Origin of the sequence: Falsiroseomonas sp., assembly GCF_051859025.1 — a bacterium.
Lineage (GTDB): Bacteria > Pseudomonadota > Alphaproteobacteria > Acetobacterales > Acetobacteraceae > Falsiroseomonas.
Genome location: NZ_JBHYGL010000007.1, coordinates 128842 through 149800 on the forward strand (window position 1 = coordinate 128842; position 20959 = coordinate 149800).

Consider the following 20959-nt stretch of genomic DNA (forward strand, 5'->3'; position numbering starts at 1 on the left):
CCTCCTCGCCTCACTTCCAGATCGGCATGTTGAGCCACCAGCCCCACCACTCGGGCCAGCCACGCGTCCAGAAGGGCCCGCTGATGACGATGCAGACCGCGCTCCAGAACCCGGCGGAGAGTGCCAGGAACAGACCGAGGCGATGGATGCCCAGCGTGCCGATGGAATAGCCGATCAGGTCGCGGAAGTAGGTGTTCTCATGCTCCGCCGTCTTCACCGGCTCGCCCTTCGGCGGGTTCAGTGCGGACAGCACCAGGCCACCATGCATCGACAGCGCCAGGACGGTCGTGAAGAAGAAGGTCACGGCGATCATGTGCGCGGGGTTGTAGTGGAAATGCAGGTGCTGGTAGCCGACGTTCGACACCCAATCGAGGTGCGACCAGATGCCGTAGGGGAAGCCGTGCCCCCAGGCGCCCATCAGGATCGGCCGGAACACGACGAGCGTGATATAGGCGAACACCGCGACGCCGTAGGCGATCGGGATGTGGTAGCCCATACCGAGCTTGCGGGAGATCTCCGCCTGGCGCAGCGCCCAGGACACGAAGGCCCCGATCGCGCAGACGGTGATCGCCTGCCAGAGCCCACCTTCCCGCATCGGCGCCAGGCGCAGGCCATAGGCCAGGTCCGGCGGCGGGATGTTGATGAGCCATGGGTTGAAGGTACCCTGGATCGACGCCCCCATCAGGATCAGCCCCACACCGATGAAGGTGAAGAAGGCCGTGGTGATCCCGAAGAAGCCGATCCAGAACGGCCCTATCCAGAAGTCGAACAGGTCACCGCCCACCAGGGTGCCCCCGCGGACGCGATATTTCCGCTCAAAAGTCAGCATCGCCATCGCTTGACGCTCCCATCAGGGCGGGACTAGTGCCCGCCGTGCCGTGCCGTCCTCGACAGCGGGCGAAGCCCGCTGTGCTTGCCTCGCCCGCTGTCGCGGAGCGACACTGGCGCGTTCCGCCTATCGCCCCACGGGTTGCCCCGGGGTGAAAGTCGGCGCCGTCGCGCACCAACCGACATGGTCGCAGTAGCGCGGCGAGCTGAGCACCACGATGTGGATCAGCGCCGCGACGGCGACGACACCAACCATGGCGAGGAACAGCGATCGGCGGGGGTCAACCACCATCCAGATCTTATGCATGGATTCTATCTCCTTCGTTTCGTCGTGTCCGGGCCTGCGGCCTCGAGCCGTTAGCCCGGCTCAGCCTCAGAAGAAGCGCCAATCCGGCGGGACCACGGAGTTGCCGTAAACCAACGGCCGCCACAGCCACGTCAGAATATGCGCGCCCATCGACGCGAAGACGGAGAACGCCCAGCCCTGAATCAACAGGCTGTGGATCTCGCGAGCCTCGCCTTCGGTCAGGCCGGTCCTGGTACCTTCGGCCATGATGATGACCTCCAACTTGCCTTTCGGCCGTTACCGCGCTTTGCCCGCGCGGCAGGGTACGGCGTGGCGGGAAACCGCCATGGCCGACCCGAGGTCCTGGTACCGACGACGAAAACGGTCGCTCGGGTGGGGACAACGGGATCGGAAGGACGCAGGGGCACCGTCAAGCGACGCCCTCCGCAACGCTGGCCGCGGCAGGATCGCCGGCGGCTTTGTTCTCGGTGCCAGCAGCTGTCGGGGCGGCGGGTGCCTCCCCCAGCGTTGCCAGCACGCGTTCCTGCACGATGCGCGGCTCCCCAGCCTCGCGCGCCGCGCGTTCCACCTGTTCGCGCAGCCGCTTGGAAGCGGAGATGCGAAGCAGGAAGGGCGCGGCATCCACATGCGCGTCCAGCAGCGCCACCGCATCGTCGTCCCAGGGCTCCGCCTTCCTGACCGGCGTGGGTTCCACGCGATCGAGGTCGGTGCCGAGGGGAAGGATGTGGAACAGCGCGTCGAACAACGCGTTGCAGTATTCCTGGATGATGTAGGTCGCGCCCGCATAGCCCATGAAGGGCGTGCCGGTGGCGCGACGGATTATCGCCCCAGGGAAAGAAGCGGGGATGTAGGCGGCGCGGCTGTGAAGCTCCGCCGCATACATCCGTTCGTTGAAACTGCCGAAGAGCACCAGCGGCGGCGTCTTCTTCATGGCGTCGCGCACCGCGGCGTTGTCCGGCTTCTCGCCGGCCTTGCGGCTGAAGGCGAAGGCGCAGGGCACGCCCATTTCCTCACCGAGGAAACGCTGCAGGCCACGGGTGTAGGTGTCCGTCGCCACCACCGCGAAGCTGGCGGTGGCGTAGAAATCCTGGGTAACGCTGCGCCAGAGATCCCAGATCGGCTTGATCGTGGTGTGCTTCTCGCGCTCGATGAAGGGCTCGGGGTCGAGGCCCGTCATCTCACCGAGCTTGCGCAGGAAGTTGGTGGTGGCGAAGAGGCCCATCGGCGCGCGCAGCCAGGGGCGTTCCAGCTCCTCGCACAGCTTCTGGCCGAATTCGCGGTACATGCAGATGTTGACGTCGGCGTCCGGCAGCTTGGCGATGTCATCGACATGGCTGCCCAGCGGGAAGACCAGGTTGATCTCGCAGCCGATGCCTTCGACCAGGCGACGGATCTCGGCCAGGTCGGACGGCATGTTGAAGGTGCCGTAGATGGGGCCGATGATGTTGACGCGCGGCTTCGGGCCCAGCTTGGCGTTGCGCGCGCGCATCTTGCGGCCGCGGGCGCCGAATTCGGTCCAGAGCCACATGATGGCGCGGTCGGCCGCCTGCCACTGATCCTCATCGATCGTGCGGCAGATGAAGCGCTGGAGGTTGCTGCCCTGCGGCGTCACGCCGCCGCCGATCATCTCCGCGATCGATCCGGTGACGACGACGGCGGGAAGATCGGGATCCTGCGTCGCGGCGGCGCGGCGCATGGAGCCTTCGGTGCCGTTCTTGCTGAGGGAATCCTCATCCAGGCCGGTGACCACGATCGGCAGCTCATGCGGCGGTAGCGCATCCGTGTAGTGGAGCACTGCCGTCACAGGCAGGTTCTCGCAGCCCACCGGGCCGTCGATCACCACGCGCAGGCCGCGCACCGCGGAGAAGGCGTAGATGGCGCCCCAGTAGCCGCCGGCGCGATCATGGTCGAGGACGAGCATGGTCTTACGTCCCCACCGATTCTTCGGCCTTGGCCTTCGCGAGGCGCAGCTTGCGCTGGCGGTCGCGGAAGCCAGGCGGATCGACGGGCTTGTCCTTGAAGCCGTAGCCCGCGCCATCCGGCGTGCCGACACCTTCGAAGAAGCTCACCATGCGGGAGAAGCGTTCGCGCCCCTTGGTCTGCGCGGCGACGATCGCCGCCATGGAACCGGCACCGGCGGGGCCGAACAGGGGACGGGCGGAGACCATGTTGGTGAAGTAGAGCGCGGGGATGCCGAGCTCCTTCGCCTTCTGCACCAGCGGCGTGGTGCCGAGCGCGAGATCCGGCTTGGCGTCGCGCATGGCGGCGACATCCTGCTCCAGGCTCGCGCGGTATTGCACGTGTGTGCCGCGGGCTTCGAGCCACTGGCGATCCGCCTCGCTCCACTCCGTACGGGGGCAGGCGGTGCCGACATAGGGAACCTCGGCACCGGCCTCGCTGAGCAGGCGGGCGACGAGAAGCTCGGAGCCTTCGTAGCCGGAGACGGTGACGCGGGCCTTGATGGGCGACGCGGCCAGCGCGGCCTTGATGGCGGGCAGCGCGCGCTGCTTGGCGATATCCACGACGCTGTCGGGGATTCCCGCCGCGCGGCCGATGGCGGCCAGCCAGGCTTCCGTGCCCTCCAGGCCCACGGGGCCGGAACCGACGACGGGCCGGCCGGCGGCGCGGAATTCGCGGATGGAGGCGGTATAGAAGGGGTGCACCGCGGCGGCGACTTCGCAGTCCAGCGCGGCATAGAGGTCGCGCCATTCGCGGGCCGGGGTCTGCGGTGCCAGCGCCAGGCCCATCGGGGCCAGCATGGCGCCGACGCCCATCGGGTCCGCGGGAAACAGCTCACCGATCAGGGCGACCGTGCGTTCGCCATCCACCATCTGGCGGGGGCGGGCGACGGGGCCGGCCTCGGCCTCGTTCCTGGCGTAGCGCAGCATGGCGCCGGCCAGGACATCCTTCGCTTCCGCGTGCGTTGGCACGCCGAAGCCCGGGACATCGATACCGATGATGCGGACGCCGTCGATCTGCTTCGGCAGCAGGTCCAGCGGCACGCCGGATGCAGTGGGGACGCAGAGATTGATGATAACCACTGCATCGTAGTCTTCCGGCTTCGCCGTGGCGTGCACGGCGTCCCGGATATCCTCGAACAGCTTGCCGGTGACGAGGGTCTCGCTGTTGAAGGGCACATAGCCCACGGTGCGACGCGCGCCGTAGAAATGGCTGGTGAAGGTCAGCCCATAGACGCAGCAGGCGCTGCCCGAGAGGATCGTCGCCGTACGGCGCATGCGCAGGCCGACCCGCAGCGACCCGAAGGCGGGGCACATGGATTGCGGCTGGTCATGCGGGCCCTGCGGATAATCCGCGGCCAGCTTGTCCATGGTCGCCGACTTGCCGGCGGCACGCGCCGCGGCGTCCAGCGTCTCCCGGCCGCCATGGCAGCCGGAGCCGGTCGCCACCGGGGCGGCGGCTTCAGGCACGGCGGTGAGGGGAAGCTGGTCCATGGGTCAGGCGCCCTCGTAGACCACTTCGAGGGAAGGCTTGTTCAGCACATCGGCCGCGCACATGTCTTCCATCGTCGCGGGGTCGAGCACGACGCCACGGCCCACGGCCTCCCCCTTGAACAGGCCGAGCAGCGCGTCATGCGTCAGGGGCTTCGGGCGCAGCGGGGGCGCTTCCGCCACCTGCGTCGCCAGCTGTTCGAAGACGCTGGCCCAGGGGCCGCCGGGGACGCCGACGATCTCGTAGTTGGCGGATTTACGGCGGATGTCGTCATCGGCGGGGATGGCGGAAAGGATCGGGATGCCGGCCGCTTCGGCGAAGGCATGCGCCTCACCGGTGCCGTCATCCTTGTTGATGACCATGCCGGCCACGCCGACATTGCCGCCGAGCTTCTTGAAGTACTCGACCGCGCTGCAGACGTTGTTGGCGACATAGAGGGATTGCAGGTCGTTGGAGCCGACCACGATCACCTTCTGGCACATGTCGCGGGCGATCGGCAGGCCGAAGCCGCCGCAGACCACGTCGCCCAGGAAGTCGAGCAGCACGTAGTCGAAATCCCACTGGTGGAAGCCGAGCTTCTCCAGCAATTCGAAGCCGTGGATGATGCCGCGGCCGCCGCAACCACGGCCGACTTCCGGGCCACCGAGCTCCATGGCGAAGACGCCGTCGCGCTTGAAGCAGACATCGCCGATGACGACAGGCTCACCGGCCGCCTTCTTCTTGGACGAGGTCTCGATGATCGTCGGGCAGGAACGGCCACCGAAGAGCAGGCTGGTGGTGTCCGACTTCGGGTCGCAGCCGATCAGCAGCACGCGCTTGCCCTGCTGGGCCATCATGTAGCTGAGATTCGCCAGGGTGAAGGACTTGCCGATGCCGCCCTTCCCGTAGATGGCGATGATCTGCGTTTCCTTCTTGGGCGGCGCGGTGTGCACGGGATCCGGGCCCTGGTCGGCTTCGGCGCGGAGCGCGTCCACCATGCTGGACTGGGCCGAATGCACGGGTGTGATGGCGGTGGGGCCGTTCATTGCGTCTGTCTCCAGTCGAGGATCATCTTGAGGCAGGCGGGGTCTCCGAAGGCCGTTCGATAGGCCTCCGGCGCGGCAGCGGCGTCACGCGTATGGGTGATCAGACCTTCAAGACTGAGCTTGCCGTCAGCGATCAGGTCACGCACGGCGATCAGATCGGGCTCCCGCCATTCGGCGGCGATGCGGAAGCGGGCTTCGCGCATGAAGGCCGGCGGGAAGGAGAAGCTGATGGGCGCGCTGTAGAAGCCGGCCAACACGATCTCGCCCTGCGGGGCCAGGCGCTGCACCAGCAGGTCCATCAGCCCGGCATCGCCGGAGACGTCGCAGATGCAGCGATAGTCGCGCCGGGGATCATCCTCCGGCTGCATCACCTGGTAGCCGATGGCGCCATCGGCGCGGGTCGGATTCGTCTCCCACACCGTGGGCGTGCCGCCGGCAGCGACGACCAGGCGGGCGACGAGGCGGCCGAGCACGCCATGACCGACGATGAGGTCGGGCAGCACCGCGTGTTCACCAGCGATCGCGTGGCGGGCGGTGGCGGCGAGCGCCATCAGCACGCCATCGGCGCCGAGGTTTTCATCGATCGGCACGGCGCGCGCACCGGGGACGACGAGGCGCGCGGCGGCACCACCGAACAGCCCGCGCACCTGGCCGAAGCATTTGGCGCCGGCGACGAAGACGCGTTCGCCGATGCGGCGATCGGCGTGGATGCCGACGGCGCTGACGCGACCGACGGTCTCGTAGCCCGGCACCAGGGGGTATCCCATGCCCGGGAAGGGCGGCATGCGGCCGGACCAGAGCAGACGCTCCGTCCCGGTGCTGATGCCGCTCCACTCCACATCCACCACCACGTCGTCATCGCCCGGGGGCGAGAGTTCGAGGCGGCTCAGGATGAGGCGCTCGGGCGCTTCGAGAATGACTGCAACGGTGTCCACTTGGACTGCCCGCTCCCTCTGGTTGTTTGTCAGGGTAGATTGACGGTGGGCAATGTCAAGAAGAACTGACACTCAACCGTCAAGCAATTACGACGCGCGACGGTCAAGCCACATCCGCCACCAGCACGCGCGTCAGCAACGGCGTGCCGGTCGGGATGAGGCGGGAGGTGGCAAAGCCGGCGGAAGCCAGCATCGCCTGCAATTCAGCCGGCCGGCGGGGACGCCCGCGGCCCATGGCGAGGAGGTAGAAGCCGAAATAGGCATCGCCCATCGCCTCCGCCCCCGCGGTGCCGGCCATGGGCTCCGCGACCACCAGGCGGCCGCCGGGGGGCAGGGCTGCGCGCACACGCTTCAGCAGGCCCATCACCACGTCGTCGTCATGGTCGTGCAGCACGCGCACCAGGCTGATGAGGTCGGCGCCGCGCGGCAGCTCATCCGTCGTGAAGTCGCCGCCGAAGGTTTTCGCGCGAGTCGCGAGGTTTTTTTCCGCGAAGCGCGCGGCGCCGCGGGCGGCAACGGGCGGCAGGTCGAACAGCATCAGGCGCAGGGTGGGTGCGGCGGCGGCGACATGCGCCAGGAAGGCCCCCTCCCCGCCGCCCACATCCAGCAGCGCCTTGTGGCGGCGGAAATCGAAGGCGGCGATCACCTCCTCCGCCACCATGGGCTGGGAAGCAGCCATGAGGGCGGAGTAGTCGGCGACCTTGTCCGGCGCCAACTGGTCCGGGCTGTCAGCGCCGGAATAGGCCCAATAGGCGGAAAGCGCGTTGCCGCCGCGTTCCCGCCGCAGCATGCCGACGGGATCCGCGAGGTCGGCGTAGAGCAGCGCATGATGCTCCACCATGGCGCTGATGCCGGGATTGCCGATCATCGCCGCGCCCAGCGGGCCGAGTGTCCAGAGCCCATCGTCGCGGCGATGCGTCAGCTGCAGCGCGGCAGCGGCGTTGAGGAGGCGGGAGGCGCCTTCCGGCGGCAGGGACAGGCGATGCGCCAGCGCCGCTTCCGTCATCGGGCCCGATTCGTGCAGGACGTCGAAGAGGCGCAGGCGCACGCAGGCGAAGAGGACCTGCGAATAGACGAAGCCGGCGCAGAGGTCGAAGAGCTGCCCGGCCCGCTTGCGCGCCATGGGGCGCGTCAGCGGGAAGCGGGCCGCCCAGGCGCGGAAGCGCGGATTGGCGGTCACGCCTTCCCGGAATTCGCGGAAGCGGTCCCTCCAGCCGGAAGCGGGGGCTGCCATGACGTCCGACATGCGTGGTGTCAGGCGGCCAGCTTCTGGGGAACCAGGCGCCCGGCTTCCTGCAGGATCAGGCCGCGCAGCATGGCCTGGCCGCGGCATTCGGGAATGCTCTCCACCGCGTCCTGCGACAAGCGGCGCAGGCGCGCGACGGCGCCCATCAGGCCGAATTCGGCCACCGCGCTCGGCCGGCCCAGCGCCTTGTCGACGCCGACGGGCTTGCCGAGGGTGGCCTCGTCCTCCACGGCGTCGCGGAGGTCGTCGGCGACCTGGTAGGCCTCCCCCAGCCGATCGCCCAGCAGGCGCCATGCCTCGGGCTCCGCATGGGCGCAGGCGGCGGCGCCGGCGATGGTGGCGGCGGCAAACAGGCTGCCGGTCTTCTGGCGCTGGTATTCGGAGAGGTCGGCGCGGGGTTCGCATTCCCAGGCCTGGCCGGCGACGATGCCGAAGGGCACGCCGACGCCATCGCCCACCGTGATCATCAGCGCGCCGAGTCGTTCCGGCGCGCAGGGGGCGGCGCGGGCCAGGGTCTGGAAGGCGAGCACGATCAGCGCATCACCGGCCAGGACCGCCAGCGGTTCCCCGAAGGCGCGGTGGACGCTGGGCTTGCCGCGGCGCGTCGCGGCATCGTCGAAGCAGGGCAGGTCGTCATGCACCAGGCTGGCGCAATGCAGCAATTCGATCGCCGCGGCGGCGGCGGAGGAGAGCGCCGGCTTGTCATCGCCACAGGCGGCGGCGACGGCGAGGGTGAGGCGCGGGCGGATGCGGCCGCCCTTGGGGAAGACGGCGTGGCGGAGGGCCGCGGCCAGGCGCGGGGGGGCGCCTGCGGCCTCCGCGTAGAGGACCGCGTCGGCGAGGCTCGATTCGATCCGCGTCATGGCATCCATGCGGGGAATCCTCCATCCTTCGGCCGCCGGGCGGCGCGTTTGCCCGCCCCCGGCGGGGTCGCGGATGCGGTCCCGGGGCGGCGATGGGGTCGTGAAACAACCGACCGTCATCTTTGCTTGTCAGTCTACACTGTCAGTCTATCCTGACACCCAAGTCAACGGCTTTCGGCTCGACAGCCTGTGGCGCTTCATCCGAGGAGCATTCCCATGGAAGCAGGTGCCACGGCCGGCGGGCCTCTTGATGGCCCCCCCGAGGCCCCCCCCGGGGGGCCCCATCGCATCGTCGTGGTGGGGGGCGGCGCGGCGGGGCTGGAACTCGCCACCCGGCTCGGCGACCGCTACCGGGATGGGCGGCGCGCCACGGTGACGCTGGTGGAGAAGGCGCGGACCCATCTGTGGAAGCCGCTGCTGCATGCGGTGGCGGCGGGCAGCATGGACCGGGCGCAGCATGAGCTGAACTACCTGGCCCAGGCGCATTGGCACCACTTCACCTACCGGTACGGGGAGATGGTGGGCCTGGATCGCGCGGCGAAGGCGATCGAACTCGGCGCCATGCTGGATGATGAGGGGCGGGAGATCACGCCGGCATCGCGCCTGGGCTACGACACGCTGATCATGGCGGTGGGCAGCGTGACGAATGATTTCGGCACGCCCGGCGCGGCGCGCCACGCCATCCCGCTGGAGACGCCCGAACAGGCCAGCCGCTTCAACCGCCGCCTGGTGAATGCCTGCCTGCGCGCCAATGCGCAGGAGGAGCCGGTGCGGCCGGGGCAGCTGCACATCGCCATCATCGGCGCCGGCGCGACGGGCACGGAACTGGCGGCGGAGCTGCACCGCACGGTACGCGCGGTGGTGGCCTATGGGCTCGACCGTATCAAGCCGGAGCGCGACATCCGCATCGTGCTGGTGGAGGCAGCGCCGCGCATCCTGCCCGCGCTGCCCGAACGGATCTCCGAAGCCACGACGAAGCTGCTGGAGCAGATGGGCGTGGAGGTGAAGACCGGCACGCGGGTGGCGGAGGTGCGGGAGGATGGCGTGGTCTTCGCCGATGGCGCGCTGCTGCCGGCGGAACTCGTGGTGTGGTCGGCGGGGGTGAAGGGGCCGGATTTCCTGAAGGAGGTCGGCGGGCTGGAAACGAACCGCATCAACCAGATCGTGGTCCTGCCGACGCTGCAATCGACGCGCGACCCATCGGTCTTCGCCATGGGCGATTGCGCGGCCTGCCCGCGGGGCGATGGCGCCTGGGTGCCGCCGCGGGCGCAGGCAGCGCACCAGCAGGCGAGCCACCTGTTCACGCAGATGGAGACCATCATCGCCAAAGGGGGCATCGCCAAAGGCACGCCGGCGCCCTTCGTCTATCGGGACTTCGGGTCGCTGGTCTCACTGGGGAAATACAGCACCGTCGGCAGCCTGATGGGGTTCCTCGTCGGCAAATCCATGTTCATCGAGGGCTATTTCGCGCGGCTGATGTACCGGTCGCTCTACAAGATGCACCAGACGGCGCTGCATGGCGGCGCGCCGACGCTGTGGCGGACGCTGGCGGGGTTGGTCAGCCAGCGGGCGGAGCCGGGTGTGAAGCTGCATTGACAGCGATCACGGCGGGTTGAACGGGCGCGGCGCGGAATCGCGCCAATCTCCGGGATGCGGGGTCTGGTGCTCCGGCAGCGGACCGTCCGCGCAACCCTCCCCCGGAGGATCACGCGATGGCTGAGGCTTGGACCATGGCGACGGCGCCGACGGCGGCCGATCGTCCCGAATTGCGTCGGATCGGCCTGGATGCGCTGGGCACGGCGTTGCGACGAGGCTGGGCGGATTTCCTGGCCGCACCCACGCAGCTTGTCTTCCTGTGCGTGCTGTACCCCCTGATCGGCCTGCTGGCGGGCACGCTGGCAGCGGGGGGCGATGCGATGCACCTGCTCTACCCCATGGCGGCGGGCTTCGCGCTGGTGGGGCCGGTGGCGGCACTGGGGCTCTATGAGATCAGCCGGCGGCGCGAAGGAGGGCAGGCGGCGGGGTGGCGGAATGCCTTCGACGTGCTGCGATCACCGGCACTCGGCAGCATCGCAGCGCTGGCGCTGCTGCTGGCGGCGATCTTTCTCGCCTGGCTCTGGGTGGCGGACATGATCTTCACCCGCACGGTCGGCACGCTGCCGGGGGATTTCTCCGGCGCGATGCAGGTCGTGTTCGGCACGGCGGAGGGGCACCGGCTGCTGCTGTGGGGCAACCTGGCGGGGCTCGGCTTCGCGATGGCGGTGCTGGTGCTGACGGTGGTGTCCTTCCCCATGCTGCTGGACCGCGATGGCGGGGTGGCGCGGGCGGTCGGCACATCGCTGCGGGCCTTCGCGGCGAATCCGGTGCCGATGCTGGCCTGGGGCCTGGTGGTCGCGGTGCTGCTGCTGCTGGGGTCGCTGCCGCTGTTCATCGGGCTGGCGGTGGTGCTGCCGGTGCTGGGGCATGCGACCTGGCATCTCTATCGGATGGTGGTCGCGCGATAGCGCGAGGGGTGTGCCGGCGCGATAGCGCGCTACCAGCGGACCTCGAAGATGCAGGCGGGGGCGCCCATGGCGATGCAATGGGTTTCCTCGACCTGCGCCTGCTCGTTGATCAGGGCGCGGAACAGCGTGCCGAAGGTGGCGGTGTAGAAATCGCAGACCGGCTGCTCCGCGGGGCCCGCGAGGGCGATGGGGCCGCCGGCGATCTCCAGCACCAGGGGGTTGCCGTGCCGCGCGCTGAAGCGGCCGCTGCCGGCGAAGGTCCAGGCATGGCGCGCGATGGCGGCAACGAGCAGCCTGGCGGCGATGGGCGCGGGCAAGGCGCGCATCAGCCATTGCGCCGGCTTCGGGATGCGATGGGCCAGCAGGTACTGGCCGGTCAGCATCCCCGCGCGGCGCGCGAGTTGCGTGGCATGGGCGGTGCCGAGCGCATCGCGCGCCGCGCGGTGCAGCAGCGTGACCTCCTGCTCCGGCACCATCGCCTCGGGCGGGTGGTCGAGCCGTTCTCCCAGCCCCGCCGTGGCGAAGACCGCGTGGGTGCGGGCATCGCCGATTGAATGGCGCATGGCCTCCGCCATGCGGGTGATGGCGTTGGGGCCGATTCGCCCGCCCGCCATCGCAACCCCGCCACCCATGGCGCTAATCCCGCGCCGCGGAGGGGACGGATGCCGGCAGTTGCTGCGTGCCACCGCCGCAGGCCTTCATGCGCGGCGCCTCGTCTTCCTCAAACTGTTCCTTGCCGCCGCCGCAGGCCATCACGGCGTTCGCCGCGCGGGTCATGTCGGCGGCGTTGGCCGCGGGCAGCTTCACCTTCGGGCGGTGCATCGTCTTCCACATGGCGTTGTGCGGAATGGCGACGGGGTTGCGGGCGGCGAGGGTGCGGCTTTCGTCGAAGTGGAAATCCACCTGCTTCTTCGATTGCGGGCCCCAGTATCCAACCTTGCCGAGGTCGTAGAAGGTCCGCTGGAAGCCGGATTTGAGAAAGGCCTTGAGACAGCCGACGAGGTAGCTGCGCCGCCGCTTGTCCCTCTCCCAGGGGTAACCGAGAAACGCCTTGCGCATGTAGAAGCGGCGGTAGTTCGCCATGGTCCGGTCCAGCAGCGTGGCGCGGTCCATCGCATCGGGCTTCATGATGGGCGTGACGAAATTGTATTTGGAGAAGTCGAAGACCTCCACCTTGTCGCCGAGTTCCTGGAACAGGTCGCTGAAGGGCCAGGGCGTGTACATCGCCCAATTCGCCATGTCCGGGTTCCAGTCCAGCGCCATCCGGTAGGTTTCCTCCAGCGTCTCCACCGTCTCGTTCTCGAGCCCCACGATGAACTGGGCCTCGGTCACGATGCCGGCTTCGCGCAGCAGTTGGATGGCGCGCTTGTTCTGGGCGACAGTGGTTTCCTTGTTGAAGCGGTCGAGCTTGAGTTGCGCGGCGGCTTCGGTGCCGAGCGAGACATGGACCAGCCCGGCCTTGCGGTAGAAGGGCAGCAGCGCCTCGTCCCGCAGGATGTCCGTGACGCGGGTGTTGATGCCCCACTGGACCTTCTCGGGCAGGCCGCGGGCGATCATCTCCTCGCAGAACTGGATGAACTTCTTCTTGTGGATGGTCGGTTCCTCATCGGCCAGGATGAAGAAGCCGACCTCATGGTCGCGGACCAGCGTCTCGATCTCATCCACCACCTTCTTCGGGTCGCGCACCCGGTAGTCCCGCCAGAATTTCCACTGGCTGCAGAAGGAACAGGTGAAGGGGCAGCCGCGCGCCATGTTGGGGATGGCGACGCGCTTGCCCGTCGGGATGTAGATGTATTTCTTCCAGTCGAGGATGCCCCAATCCGGCTGGATCAGATCGAGATCCGCGATGGGCTTCGCGGCCGGTGTCGCCGTGACCTGGCCGTCCTGGAGATAGGCGATGCCCTTCACCGATCCGCGTTCCGCCGGCCAGGCGCCGTGATCGATGCAGGCGACGAGGTCGAGCAGAACCTGCTCGCCCTCCCCGCGCACCACCACGTCGATCCAGGGCGCTTCGGTCAGCACCTGCGGGTACATGAAGGTGCCGTGGATGCCGCCCAGCACGGTGATGGCGTTGGGGCAGCATTCCTTGGCGAGCTGCAGCAGCGACTCGGCGGCGTAGATGGCGGGGGTGATGGCGGTGGCACCGACGATGTCGGGCTGCAGCAGGCGCAGCGCGTCGCGCACCTGGTCATCGCTCATGTGGTCCGTCATCGCATCGATGAAGGTGATGTCGGTGTAGCCGGCGTTCTTCAGATAGCCCGCGAGGTAGGCGACCCAGGCAGGCGGCCAGTTGCCGGCGATCTCGGCGCCACCGGAGTGGTAGTTCGGGTGGACCAGGACAATGCGCATCGACGCTTCCCTCTGTTGGCCGGCGAGGGAAGTCTGATGCAGGGGATGGCGATCAGGCCTTGATGTGTGTCAATCCAGAACGACACACACGCGCGTCAACGCGCGAAATGACCAGGATCATTGTCCACGCGGTCGAACAATTCCACGGCCCAGGCGATGCGTTCCGGCAGGCGCTTCGGCGCGATACGGTCATTCGCCACCGGCGTCGCGGTGACGGCATCGACGAGGAAACGCGTGGCGGGCAGCGGCGGCGATGCGTGATCCACCGGGCGCATCGCCAGCGCCGCGACGCTGCGGGCCAGCAGCCACGCCTTGCGGCGGCCGGAGACGGTGGCGCGGCGGCTGACGGAATCGAGGCCCTGGCGTTCCACGGCGCGGCCGATCTCCGCATAGACATGGCGCGCGGCGCCGATGCCGGCGCGGCAATCCCGCGGCAGCAGCGGGATGCCCTGTTCCGCCCGGTCATACAGCGCATCCGCCGCATCCAGCAGCCGCTGCACGACACGGCCGAGTGCCGGCGTGAAGACGGGATCGGCCAGGAAATCGGCGGGGTTCACGCCTTCCTGCCGCATCCATTCCAGCGGCAGGTAGAGGCGGCCCATGCGCGCATCCTCCCCCACATCGCGGGCGATGTTCGTGAGCTGCATGGCCACGCCGAGGTCGCAGGCCCGCGCCATGGCGACGGGATCGCGCACGCCCATCAGCAGTGTCATCATCGCGCCGACGGCGGCGGCGACGCGCGCGGCGTAATCCTGCAGCGCCGCGATGTCGCGGTAGTGCCTGCCCTCCGCATCCCAGGCGAAGCCTTCCAGCAGCGCTTCCGGCAGCGCGCGGGGAATGCCGAAGGCCGTGACGACGCCGGCGAAGGCGCGGTCCGCCGCATGGGCCTGGGGCCGCCCGGCATAGATGTCGTCGAGCCGGCGATAGAGGCCATCCAGCGCGTCCTGCATGGACACAGCTTCATCGATCGCGTCATCGGCGACGCGGCAGAAGGCGTAGAGCGCGGCGGCGGGATCGGCGATGCGGGACGGCAGCAGCAGGGATGCGGCGCGGAAGGATTTCGACCCGCCCGCCAGCAGGCGATGGCAGGCGGCAAGGTCCTCGGCGTTCGTCATATCGGACCTCCCTGCCACAGGGGCAGGCTAGCGCGCGTCATTGCGGGAAGCGAGTGCGAAAGAATCACGCGGCGGCTTCCGCGATGATGATCGCGACCGCCTGGTCCGGCGCTTCCTCGTGCGCGAGGTGGCCGAGGCCCGGCAGCGTGACGATGCGGGCCGCGGGCAGCCGCGCGCGAACGCGTTCCGCCTGGGCGGGCGGCACCGCGCGGTCCTTGGCGCCGACGACGAGCAGCAGGCGCGGCGCCAGGCGCGGCAGGTCCCGCAGCAGCGGCACCAGATCCCAATTCGCCATCATGCCGAGTGCCGCCGCCAAGTGCCCGGACTGCCGGAACAGCCGCGCATAGTAGTCCACGCCCTGCGCATCGATGCGGCTGCCGGTATCCGTCAGCAGGCGTTCCGCCACCGTCTTGTCCGCGGCGCGCCAGGCAAACAGGCTCGGCACGAAGGGCAGGCCGACCAGAAGGCGGGCGGTGCGGGTGAAGAAGGCGGCGTGCTGGTCGCCGAGCGGCTGCAAGGCGCCGTTCAGGCTGATGATCGAGTCGGGCGCGATCCGCTGGTCCAGCGCCATGCGCAGCAGGATGGCCGCTCCCGCGGAATGGCCCGCCGCCAGCGCGGGGCGCAGCTGCATCACCTGCATCAGCGCGCCGACGGAAGCCGCCATGCCGGGCAGCGAAAGGCGCGGCCCCGTCACGGGTTGCGTGAAGCCATGGCCGGGCAGGTCCGGCGCCACCACCGTGAAATGCTCGGCCAGCAGCGGCATCAGGTCGCGCCAGGAATGGGTGGCGGCGGCGGTGCCGTGCAGCAGCAGCAGCACCGGCCCCTGCCCCATCACCTGCACATGCCAGCGCAACCCGGCGGCCTGCACGAAGCGGCTGGCCTGGCGGTTGGGCCAGTCGCGGCCCTCGCGATCCCATGCCGGATACTGCGCCATGGCGCGTCACGCCGCGCCGCGGGTTGCGGCGACGGCGGCGGAAAGTTTCTCGGAGTTCACCGCCGGCAAGGCGAGGTAGCGGGCGCCCATCGCGGTCGCCATCTGCTTCGCGAAGGGCGCGGGGCGGGGCGAGGTATCGACCAGCAACGCGGAGATGCCCGAGAGGCGCACGGGAATGGCGGCGGAGAGCGCATCGGCTTCCGCCTGCTGCCGGCCCGGCGTCCCGGCGCGGCCGATATTGGCGCGCCCATCCGTCAGCAGGATCATCAGCGGCGTGCGGCCGCGGCGCTGTTCCTCCGCCGCCAATGCCATGGCGGCATCGAGGCCGAGCGCCAGCGGCGTGGCGCCGCCGCCCGGCAAACCCGCCAGGCTGCGCTTGGCGCGGACGAGGGAGTTGGTCGGCGGCAGCAGCAATTCGGCAGCCTGGCCGCGGAAGGCGACGACGGCGACGCGGTCGCGGCGGACGTAGCAATCCGCCAGCAGCATCTCCACCGCGCCCTTCGCCTCCGCCAGGCGATTGAGGGCGGAGGAGCCGGAGGCGTCCACGACGAAGATCGCCGTCGTCTCCGTGTGCTGCTGGAACCGCATCAGGCGGATGTCGTCGCGCTTGACCAGGATGCGCGGGCCAGGACGACCGGCACGCTCGCGCAGGCGCAGCGGCTGCCAGGGGGCGGCGCTGCGCAGCGTCTCCACGATCGACAGCCGGGCGCCGTCGCGCAGCGCGCCGGCGCGGGTGCCGATGGGGCGGCCGCGCAGCTGCGACTTGCGGCGCTGGCCCTCCCGCCCCTGCGCGCCGGCGCGCGACCGGGCGGCGTTGCGGGCATCGGCGCCGAGGGCCGCGAGCAGGCCCGATGGCAAGGCCGCCTGGGTCGCGGCCAGCAGCATTTCCTGCAGCGCCTGCGGATCCGGGCCGCCCTCGGGCTTCTGGTCGGCACTGTTCTCCGCATCCGGCGGCGGGGGCTCGGGCGGGGGCGGCTCCGGGGGCGCCTCGTCCTGCGCCGGCATGCGCGTGGCGCGGGGGCCATAGACCAGGCGGGCGGCGAGGCCCGCATCCTCCGGCCCCACCTCGCCACGGCCCGCCAGCGCGGCGGCGGCGCGGGCGGCACGCAGTGCCAGCAGGGGGGCGCGGGCGCTGTCGATGCCGAAGGCAAGCGCGGCGGCGACCAGCGCCTCCAGCACCTTCTCCGGCACCGTCACATCGGCCAGGCGCGCGCGGGCGGCGGCGATGGCGGCGCGGTCCGGCACGGGCCAGCGCAGCACGGCCTGCTGGGGCAGCTCATCCAGGAACAGGCGGAAGGCGAGGCGTTCCAGCAGCGCGGGGGGCGGCTGCTCCTCCTCCGACGCGCCTTCGTCCAGCGCCACCAGGCCGATGCGGGCGGGGATGGTCACGCCCAGGCCGTCGCGCTGGACCGCAACCTCCCCGGCATCCAGCACGGCGGCGATCTTGGCGGCGGTGGCGCTGTCCATCCGCTCCGCCATCGCCGCCAGAACCAGGCCCCCATGGGCATCGGCCAGCACGCCGCGTTCGACGATGGGCCGGCCGGCGCTGAGCGTCGCGGTCAGGTCGAGGCCACCCAGCAGGCGGCTGTCCGGCACGCCACTCGGCAGGCGCTTCATGGCCGTGCCTTCGGGCAGCGCCACGCGCAGCAGGCCGAGCCAACGATCGCGCGGGAAACCCGGTGCGCAGCGCAGCGCGGCGCCGCCCAGGCCGACGGGATCCACGGCCAGCAGAAGCGCGGCGCGGGCCGCATCCTCGGCCGGCGGGTGTCCCGCCGCTTCCGTCACGGGCCGAACACTTCCACCAATGCGCGCTCGACGCGGGTGGTGGCGACGGCCTCATCCAGCGGGTTGCGGCGCAGGCGATGGCGCAGCGCGGGGGCGGCGATGCGGCGGAGATGGGCGAGGCCAACCTCGCGGTCCCCCTCCAGCGCCGCCAGCGCGCGGGCGGCGCGGATCAGCGTGAGCTCGCCGCGCAGCCCATCGGTGCCGAGCGCCAGGCAGAGCCGGGCCGCATTCTCGACGGTTGCGTCGGGCACCGTGATGCGCGGCAGCAGGCGGCGGGCGGCGAGGATCTTCTTGCGCGTCACCTGGGCGGCGCGGTGCCAGCGATCCACGAAGCCGGCGGGGTCGTGTTCGAAGGAATCGCGGCGGCGCACGACCTCCACCCGCGTCGGCAGGTCGGTGGGGGTGCGGACGTCGACGCTCAGGCCGAAGCGGTCGAGGAGTTGGGGGCGCAGTTCGCCTTCCTCGGGGTTGCCGGAGCCGATCAGGACGAAGCGCGCGGGGTGGCGGATGCTGATGCCCTCGCGCTCCACGACATTCTCGCCGGAAGCCGCGACATCGAGGAGGAGGTCCACCAGATGGTCCTCCAGCAGGTTCACCTCATCGATGTAGAGGAAGCCGCGATGGGCGCGGGCCAGCAGGCCGGGCTCGAAGGCCTTCACGCCTTCCGCCAGCGCGCGTTCGATGTCGAGCGCACCGGCGACGCGATCCTCCGTCGCGCCGAGCGGCAGATCCACCACCGGCACGGGCACGGTCTGCACCGGCGGGGAGGAGAGGCCGCGGCAATGCACGCAATCCGCGGCGGGCTTCGCCGGGTCGCAGCCGAAGCGGCAGCCGGCCACGACCTCCATCGGCGGCAGCAGCGCCGCCAGGGCGCGGACCGCAGTGGATTTGCCGGTGCCGCGGTCGCCGAAGACGAGCACGCCACCGACCGAGCCATCGACGGCCGCGATGAGCAAAGCGAGCTTCATCTCGTCCTGGCCCACGATGGCGTCGAAGGGGAAGACCGGCTTCCCCGTGGGCGCCGGCGGCGCGAAACGACGGCGCCGCGTCGCGGTGCTGGCCATCGTGTTCTCTCCCTTCGTGGGAAGGGTGCCGGGCGCCTGGTCCATCAGGCCGCCCGCCTCAGGCTGAATTGCGACCAGACGGCGGAGAGGCTGTTCACGAGGTGATCCATATCAGCATCGCTGTGCACCGGGCCGGGCGTGATGCGCAGCCTTTCGGTGCCACGAGGCACGGTAGGGTAGTTGATGGGCTGCACATAGACGCCGTGCTCATCCAGCAGGATGTCGCTGATCGCCTTGCAGACGACGGGATCGCCAACCATCACCGGGACGATGTGGCTGGGATTGTCGAGATGCGGCACGCCGATCGCATCCAGCCGCTTGCGCAGAGTCGCCGCGCGTTCGTGCAGGCGCTCGCGCTCCGCGTTGGAAGCCATCAGATGCTCGATGCTCGCCCGCGCGCCGGCCGCGACGGCGGGTGGCAGCGCGGTGGAGAAGATGAAGCCGGAGGCATAGCTGCGGACGAAATCGCACATGGCGTTGCTGCCCGCGATGTAGCCGCCGATGACACCGAAGGCTTTTGCCAGCGTGCCCTCGATGACCGTCAGGCGGTGGGAAACACCGTCGCGGTCCGTGATGCCGCCGCCATGTGCGCCGTACAGGCCGACGCCGTGGACCTCGTCGCAATAGGTCATGGCGCCGTACTTCTCCGCCACGTCGCAGATGGCAGCGATGGGGGCGATGTCGCCATCCATCGAATAGACGCTCTCGAACGCCACCAGCTTGGGGCAGGAGGGGTCGAGTTCCGACAGGACGCGTTCCAGGTCCTCCACATCGTTGTGGCGGAACATGCGGCGCTGGGCACGGCTGTGGCGCATGCCTTCGATCATCGAGGCGTGGTTCATCTCGTCCGAGACGATGACGCAGCCCGGCATGCGCGAGGCGAGGGTGGAAAGGGACGCCCAGTTGGACATGTAGCCGCTGTTGAACAGCAGCGCGTCCTCCGTCCCGTGCAGGGTGGCAAGCGCGCGTTCCAGCAGGACGTGTTCGTGGTTGGTGCCGGAGATGTTGCGCGTGCCGCCGGCGCCCGCACCGTAGCGGTCCAGCGCCGCATGCATCGCCGACAGTACCTTCGGGTGCTGCCCCATGCCGAGATAGTCGTTGGAGCACCAGACAGTCACTTCGGAGGTGCGGCCGTTACGGTGGCGGATGGCCTTCGGGAAGCCGCCTGCCTGGCGTTCGATATCGGCGAAGACGCGATAGCGGCCTTCGCGCCGGAGACCATCGAGCTGGGCACGGAAGAAGGACTCGTAGTTCATCTCGGACCCCCCATGGCCGGTCTGGCAGCCGCCGGGAACCGCCCCGGCGGGTTAGTCTTCCGCGCAGCCTGCCGGCGGTTTTCCGCCTTGGCCTTGCGCGGCATCAAGCCACGGGCGCGGGCGCAGGACGCCCTTCCCGTTGCGCGGCGGAGCGGGAGGCGAGCCCCCAGCGCCACAGCGCGTCAGCGGGCACCGGCAGCACCATGAACCAGTGCTCCAGCAGCCCCAGCGCGACGAGGCTCGCCAGCAGCGAATACCCCGCCACTTCATGCGGCGTCGCACCGACGGCCGCCGCCTTCATCGACAGCAGCACGCAGGCCGCGGTGCCGGCGATGACGGAGACCGGGAACAACGCATTCATCCGCCGCCGGCGGAAGAAGCTCTCGAGGTAGCGCAGATGGTCGGGAAGGAAAGCCTCCGCCAGGTTGCGCACGCCGAGATAGACGTTGAGCTTGGCGCTCTGCCGCATCACCCAGAAGGCGATGAAGGTCCAGAAGCCGACCTGGTTGGAGCCGCCCCAACTGGCGGCCAGGATCAGCAGCGCGCCGGCGATGATCGCCAGTTCATGCCACAGGATCGCCGCCAACGCCGCGCGCAGCCGGACCCAGCCGGTGGCGCCGGGCGGGCAGGCCTGGCGGGAGGGGCCGGTGACCATGCCGGTCAGGAAGGCTGTCTCGATCCAGCCCCAGACCAGCACGCCACAGACGAAGCCGAGATAGGCGCCCTGCGTCGTCGTGTCCCAGGCCGTGGCGTGCAGGCCGGCGAGGCCCGCCAGCGCCAGGGTGGAGGCGCCGAGCATGGTCCAGCGGAAGGTTTCCCGCCGGAGACCATCGAGATAGAGGATCACGCCCGTGCTGAACCACCAGATGAACAGGGTGAACAGCGCGGGCAGCCCATGCTCCGCCATGCGAACCTGCCCCGCCTACCAGGCCGGCGCCAGCCGGGCGTCGGCCGGCAAGGCGTTGCGCCTGGGCTTCAGGAAATACAGGCGCGCGAAGCTGGCGGCCGCCGCGGCGGACAGGCCGATGCGCTTGATGCCGCCCACCACGCCGCCCTGGCGCTTCGCCTCACCGAGTGCATCCGCGATCTTCCGCAGGCGCTCCAGCCCCCGCAGGAAGGACGGGTTGTCGATGTCGAGCGTCGCCGGGAAGACCTGGCGGCAAATTTCTTCCGTGATGCGGAAGACCTTCATGTCGTAATCCGTCGGCGTCATGCCGAGGGCCTTGTGGAATTCGGGGCGTGCATGGTCGCGCACATACATGGTGGCGAAGACCGCCAGCTGGAAGAACCGCACCCAG

General features: G+C 69.8%; 19 protein-coding genes and 1 pseudogene. 2 read left to right on the top strand and 18 right to left on the bottom strand.

All coding sequences use genetic code 11. From position 1 onward, the window contains the following. Window positions 1–10 precede the first annotated feature (10 nt). The 9 genes from pufL to ACTIE5_RS09780 all read right to left on the bottom strand — a co-directional run bounded on the left by pufL (window position 11) and on the right by ACTIE5_RS09780 (window position 8663). Entirely contained in the window at window positions 11–835 is an 825-nt protein-coding gene (pufL, locus tag ACTIE5_RS09740) for a photosynthetic reaction center subunit L (RefSeq protein ID WP_092954581.1), read from the bottom strand. A gap of 120 nt (window positions 836–955) precedes the next feature. Beyond that, window positions 956–1135, bottom strand: coding sequence for a light-harvesting antenna LH1, alpha subunit (gene pufA, locus ACTIE5_RS09745; RefSeq protein WP_092954578.1), 180 nt, complete (start codon window positions 1133–1135; stop codon window positions 956–958). A gap of 66 nt (window positions 1136–1201) precedes the next feature. Then, window positions 1202–1381: a hypothetical protein gene (locus ACTIE5_RS09750; RefSeq protein WP_439549503.1), complete on the bottom strand. Its 180-nt coding sequence runs from the start codon at window positions 1379–1381 to the stop codon at window positions 1202–1204. Between the two features lie 163 nt (window positions 1382–1544). Continuing rightward, window positions 1545–3056 carry a chlorophyllide a reductase subunit Z gene (bchZ, locus tag ACTIE5_RS09755; RefSeq protein WP_439549504.1) on the bottom strand — a complete coding sequence of 504 codons (1512 nt, stop codon included), beginning with the start codon at window positions 3054–3056 and terminating at the stop codon, window positions 1545–1547. Window positions 3057–3060: 4 nt separating this feature from the next. Then, on the bottom strand, window positions 3061–4587 hold the full coding sequence (gene bchY, locus ACTIE5_RS09760) for a chlorophyllide a reductase subunit Y (protein ID WP_439549505.1): 1527 nt from the start codon (window positions 4585–4587) through the stop codon (window positions 3061–3063). A 3-nt stretch (window positions 4588–4590) separates the two neighbouring features. Next, window positions 4591–5610 carry a chlorophyllide a reductase iron protein subunit X gene (locus ACTIE5_RS09765; protein WP_439549506.1) on the bottom strand — a complete coding sequence of 340 codons (1020 nt, stop codon included), beginning with the start codon at window positions 5608–5610 and terminating at the stop codon, window positions 4591–4593. Continuing rightward, window positions 5607–6545, bottom strand: coding sequence for a chlorophyll synthesis pathway protein BchC (gene bchC, locus ACTIE5_RS09770; protein WP_439549507.1), 939 nt, complete (start codon window positions 6543–6545; stop codon window positions 5607–5609). Before bchC ends, ACTIE5_RS09765 begins: the two co-directional genes overlap by 4 nt. Before the next feature lie 103 nt (window positions 6546–6648). Beyond that, window positions 6649–7791, bottom strand: coding sequence for a methyltransferase (locus tag ACTIE5_RS09775; RefSeq protein WP_439549508.1), 1143 nt, complete (start codon window positions 7789–7791; stop codon window positions 6649–6651). A gap of 8 nt (window positions 7792–7799) precedes the next feature. Continuing rightward, the gene (locus ACTIE5_RS09780) at window positions 7800–8663 is read right to left on the bottom strand and encodes a polyprenyl synthetase family protein (protein ID WP_439549509.1); all 864 of its coding nucleotides are present in this window, start codon (window positions 8661–8663) and stop codon (window positions 7800–7802) included. A gap of 207 nt (window positions 8664–8870) precedes the next feature. Here ACTIE5_RS09780 and ACTIE5_RS09785 point away from each other — a divergent pair, with 207 nt between their 5' ends. Both ACTIE5_RS09785 and ACTIE5_RS09790 read left to right on the top strand, forming a co-directional pair. Continuing rightward, entirely contained in the window at window positions 8871–10250 is a 1380-nt protein-coding gene (locus ACTIE5_RS09785) for an NAD(P)/FAD-dependent oxidoreductase (protein WP_439549510.1), read from the top strand. A gap of 116 nt (window positions 10251–10366) precedes the next feature. Beyond that, a complete protein-coding gene (locus ACTIE5_RS09790) occupies window positions 10367–11158 on the top strand; it encodes a DUF2189 domain-containing protein (protein WP_439549511.1) in 792 nt (263 codons plus the stop codon). A gap of 29 nt (window positions 11159–11187) precedes the next feature. Here ACTIE5_RS09790 and bchJ read toward each other — a convergent pair whose 3' ends face one another. From bchJ to ACTIE5_RS09835, 9 genes and pseudogenes are all read right to left on the bottom strand, one after another. Continuing rightward, window positions 11188–11790 (bottom strand): bacteriochlorophyll 4-vinyl reductase, encoded by a 603-nt coding sequence (bchJ, locus tag ACTIE5_RS09795; RefSeq protein ID WP_439549512.1) that lies wholly within the window; start codon window positions 11788–11790, stop codon window positions 11188–11190. A gap of 4 nt (window positions 11791–11794) precedes the next feature. Then, window positions 11795–13507: a magnesium-protoporphyrin IX monomethyl ester anaerobic oxidative cyclase gene (gene bchE, locus ACTIE5_RS09800; RefSeq protein ID WP_439549513.1), complete on the bottom strand. Its 1713-nt coding sequence runs from the start codon at window positions 13505–13507 to the stop codon at window positions 11795–11797. A gap of 95 nt (window positions 13508–13602) precedes the next feature. After that, window positions 13603–14622, bottom strand: a complete 1020-nt coding sequence (locus ACTIE5_RS09805) for a phytoene/squalene synthase family protein (protein ID WP_439549514.1) — start codon at window positions 14620–14622, stop codon at window positions 13603–13605. Window positions 14623–14686: 64 nt separating this feature from the next. Further along, on the bottom strand, window positions 14687–15556 hold the full coding sequence (gene bchO / locus ACTIE5_RS09810; protein ID WP_439549515.1) for an alpha/beta fold hydrolase BchO: 870 nt from the start codon (window positions 15554–15556) through the stop codon (window positions 14687–14689). Window positions 15557–15562: 6 nt separating this feature from the next. After that, entirely contained in the window at window positions 15563–17341 is a 1779-nt protein-coding gene (locus ACTIE5_RS09815; RefSeq protein WP_439549516.1) for a magnesium chelatase subunit D, read from the bottom strand. Then, window positions 17338–18450 carry a magnesium chelatase ATPase subunit I gene (bchI, locus tag ACTIE5_RS09820; RefSeq protein WP_439549517.1) on the bottom strand — a complete coding sequence of 371 codons (1113 nt, stop codon included), beginning with the start codon at window positions 18448–18450 and terminating at the stop codon, window positions 17338–17340. The genes ACTIE5_RS09815 and bchI overlap by 4 nt, the downstream gene beginning before the upstream one ends. Continuing rightward, window positions 18450–19661 carry a 5-aminolevulinate synthase gene (gene hemA / locus ACTIE5_RS09825; protein WP_439549518.1) on the bottom strand — a complete coding sequence of 404 codons (1212 nt, stop codon included), beginning with the start codon at window positions 19659–19661 and terminating at the stop codon, window positions 18450–18452. Before hemA ends, bchI begins: the two co-directional genes overlap by 1 nt. A gap of 103 nt (window positions 19662–19764) precedes the next feature. Continuing rightward, a complete protein-coding gene (gene puhE / locus ACTIE5_RS09830) occupies window positions 19765–20568 on the bottom strand; it encodes a putative photosynthetic complex assembly protein PuhE (protein ID WP_439549519.1) in 804 nt (267 codons plus the stop codon). A 15-nt stretch (window positions 20569–20583) separates the two neighbouring features. Continuing rightward, window positions 20584–20959 (bottom strand): annotated as a pseudogene (locus tag ACTIE5_RS09835) (magnesium-protoporphyrin IX monomethyl ester (oxidative) cyclase); the annotation flags it as partial.

Bases quoted from the DNA above. Each gene is read 5' to 3' on its own strand.
- puhE (WP_439549519.1), bottom strand. From the start codon at position 20,568: ATGGCGGAGCATGGGCTGCCCGCGCTGTTCACCCTGTTCATCTGGTGG.
- bchO (WP_439549515.1), bottom strand. From the start codon at position 15,556: ATGGCGCAGTATCCGGCATGGGATCGCGAGGGCCGCGACTGGCCCAAC.
- ACTIE5_RS09785 (WP_439549510.1), top strand. From the start codon at position 8,871: ATGGAAGCAGGTGCCACGGCCGGCGGGCCTCTTGATGGCCCCCCCGAG.
- bchZ (WP_439549504.1), bottom strand. From the start codon at position 3,056: ATGCTCGTCCTCGACCATGATCGCGCCGGCGGCTACTGGGGCGCCATC.
- pufL (WP_092954581.1), bottom strand. From the start codon at position 835: ATGGCGATGCTGACTTTTGAGCGGAAATATCGCGTCCGCGGGGGCACC.
- ACTIE5_RS09775 (WP_439549508.1), bottom strand. From the start codon at position 7,791: ATGTCGGACGTCATGGCAGCCCCCGCTTCCGGCTGGAGGGACCGCTTC.
- pufA (WP_092954578.1), bottom strand. From the start codon at position 1,135: ATGCATAAGATCTGGATGGTGGTTGACCCCCGCCGATCGCTGTTCCTC.
- ACTIE5_RS09750 (WP_439549503.1), bottom strand. From the start codon at position 1,381: ATGGCCGAAGGTACCAGGACCGGCCTGACCGAAGGCGAGGCTCGCGAG.
- ACTIE5_RS09780 (WP_439549509.1), bottom strand. From the start codon at position 8,663: ATGGATGCCATGACGCGGATCGAATCGAGCCTCGCCGACGCGGTCCTC.
- bchE (WP_439549513.1), bottom strand. From the start codon at position 13,507: ATGCGCATTGTCCTGGTCCACCCGAACTACCACTCCGGTGGCGCCGAG.
- ACTIE5_RS09765 (WP_439549506.1), bottom strand. From the start codon at position 5,610: ATGAACGGCCCCACCGCCATCACACCCGTGCATTCGGCCCAGTCCAGC.
- bchI (WP_439549517.1), bottom strand. From the start codon at position 18,450: ATGGACCAGGCGCCCGGCACCCTTCCCACGAAGGGAGAGAACACGATG.
- hemA (WP_439549518.1), bottom strand. From the start codon at position 19,661: ATGAACTACGAGTCCTTCTTCCGTGCCCAGCTCGATGGTCTCCGGCGC.
- ACTIE5_RS09805 (WP_439549514.1), bottom strand. From the start codon at position 14,622: ATGACGAACGCCGAGGACCTTGCCGCCTGCCATCGCCTGCTGGCGGGC.
- ACTIE5_RS09790 (WP_439549511.1), top strand. From the start codon at position 10,367: ATGGCTGAGGCTTGGACCATGGCGACGGCGCCGACGGCGGCCGATCGT.
- bchJ (WP_439549512.1), bottom strand. From the start codon at position 11,790: ATGGGTGGCGGGGTTGCGATGGCGGGCGGGCGAATCGGCCCCAACGCC.
- bchY (WP_439549505.1), bottom strand. From the start codon at position 4,587: ATGGACCAGCTTCCCCTCACCGCCGTGCCTGAAGCCGCCGCCCCGGTG.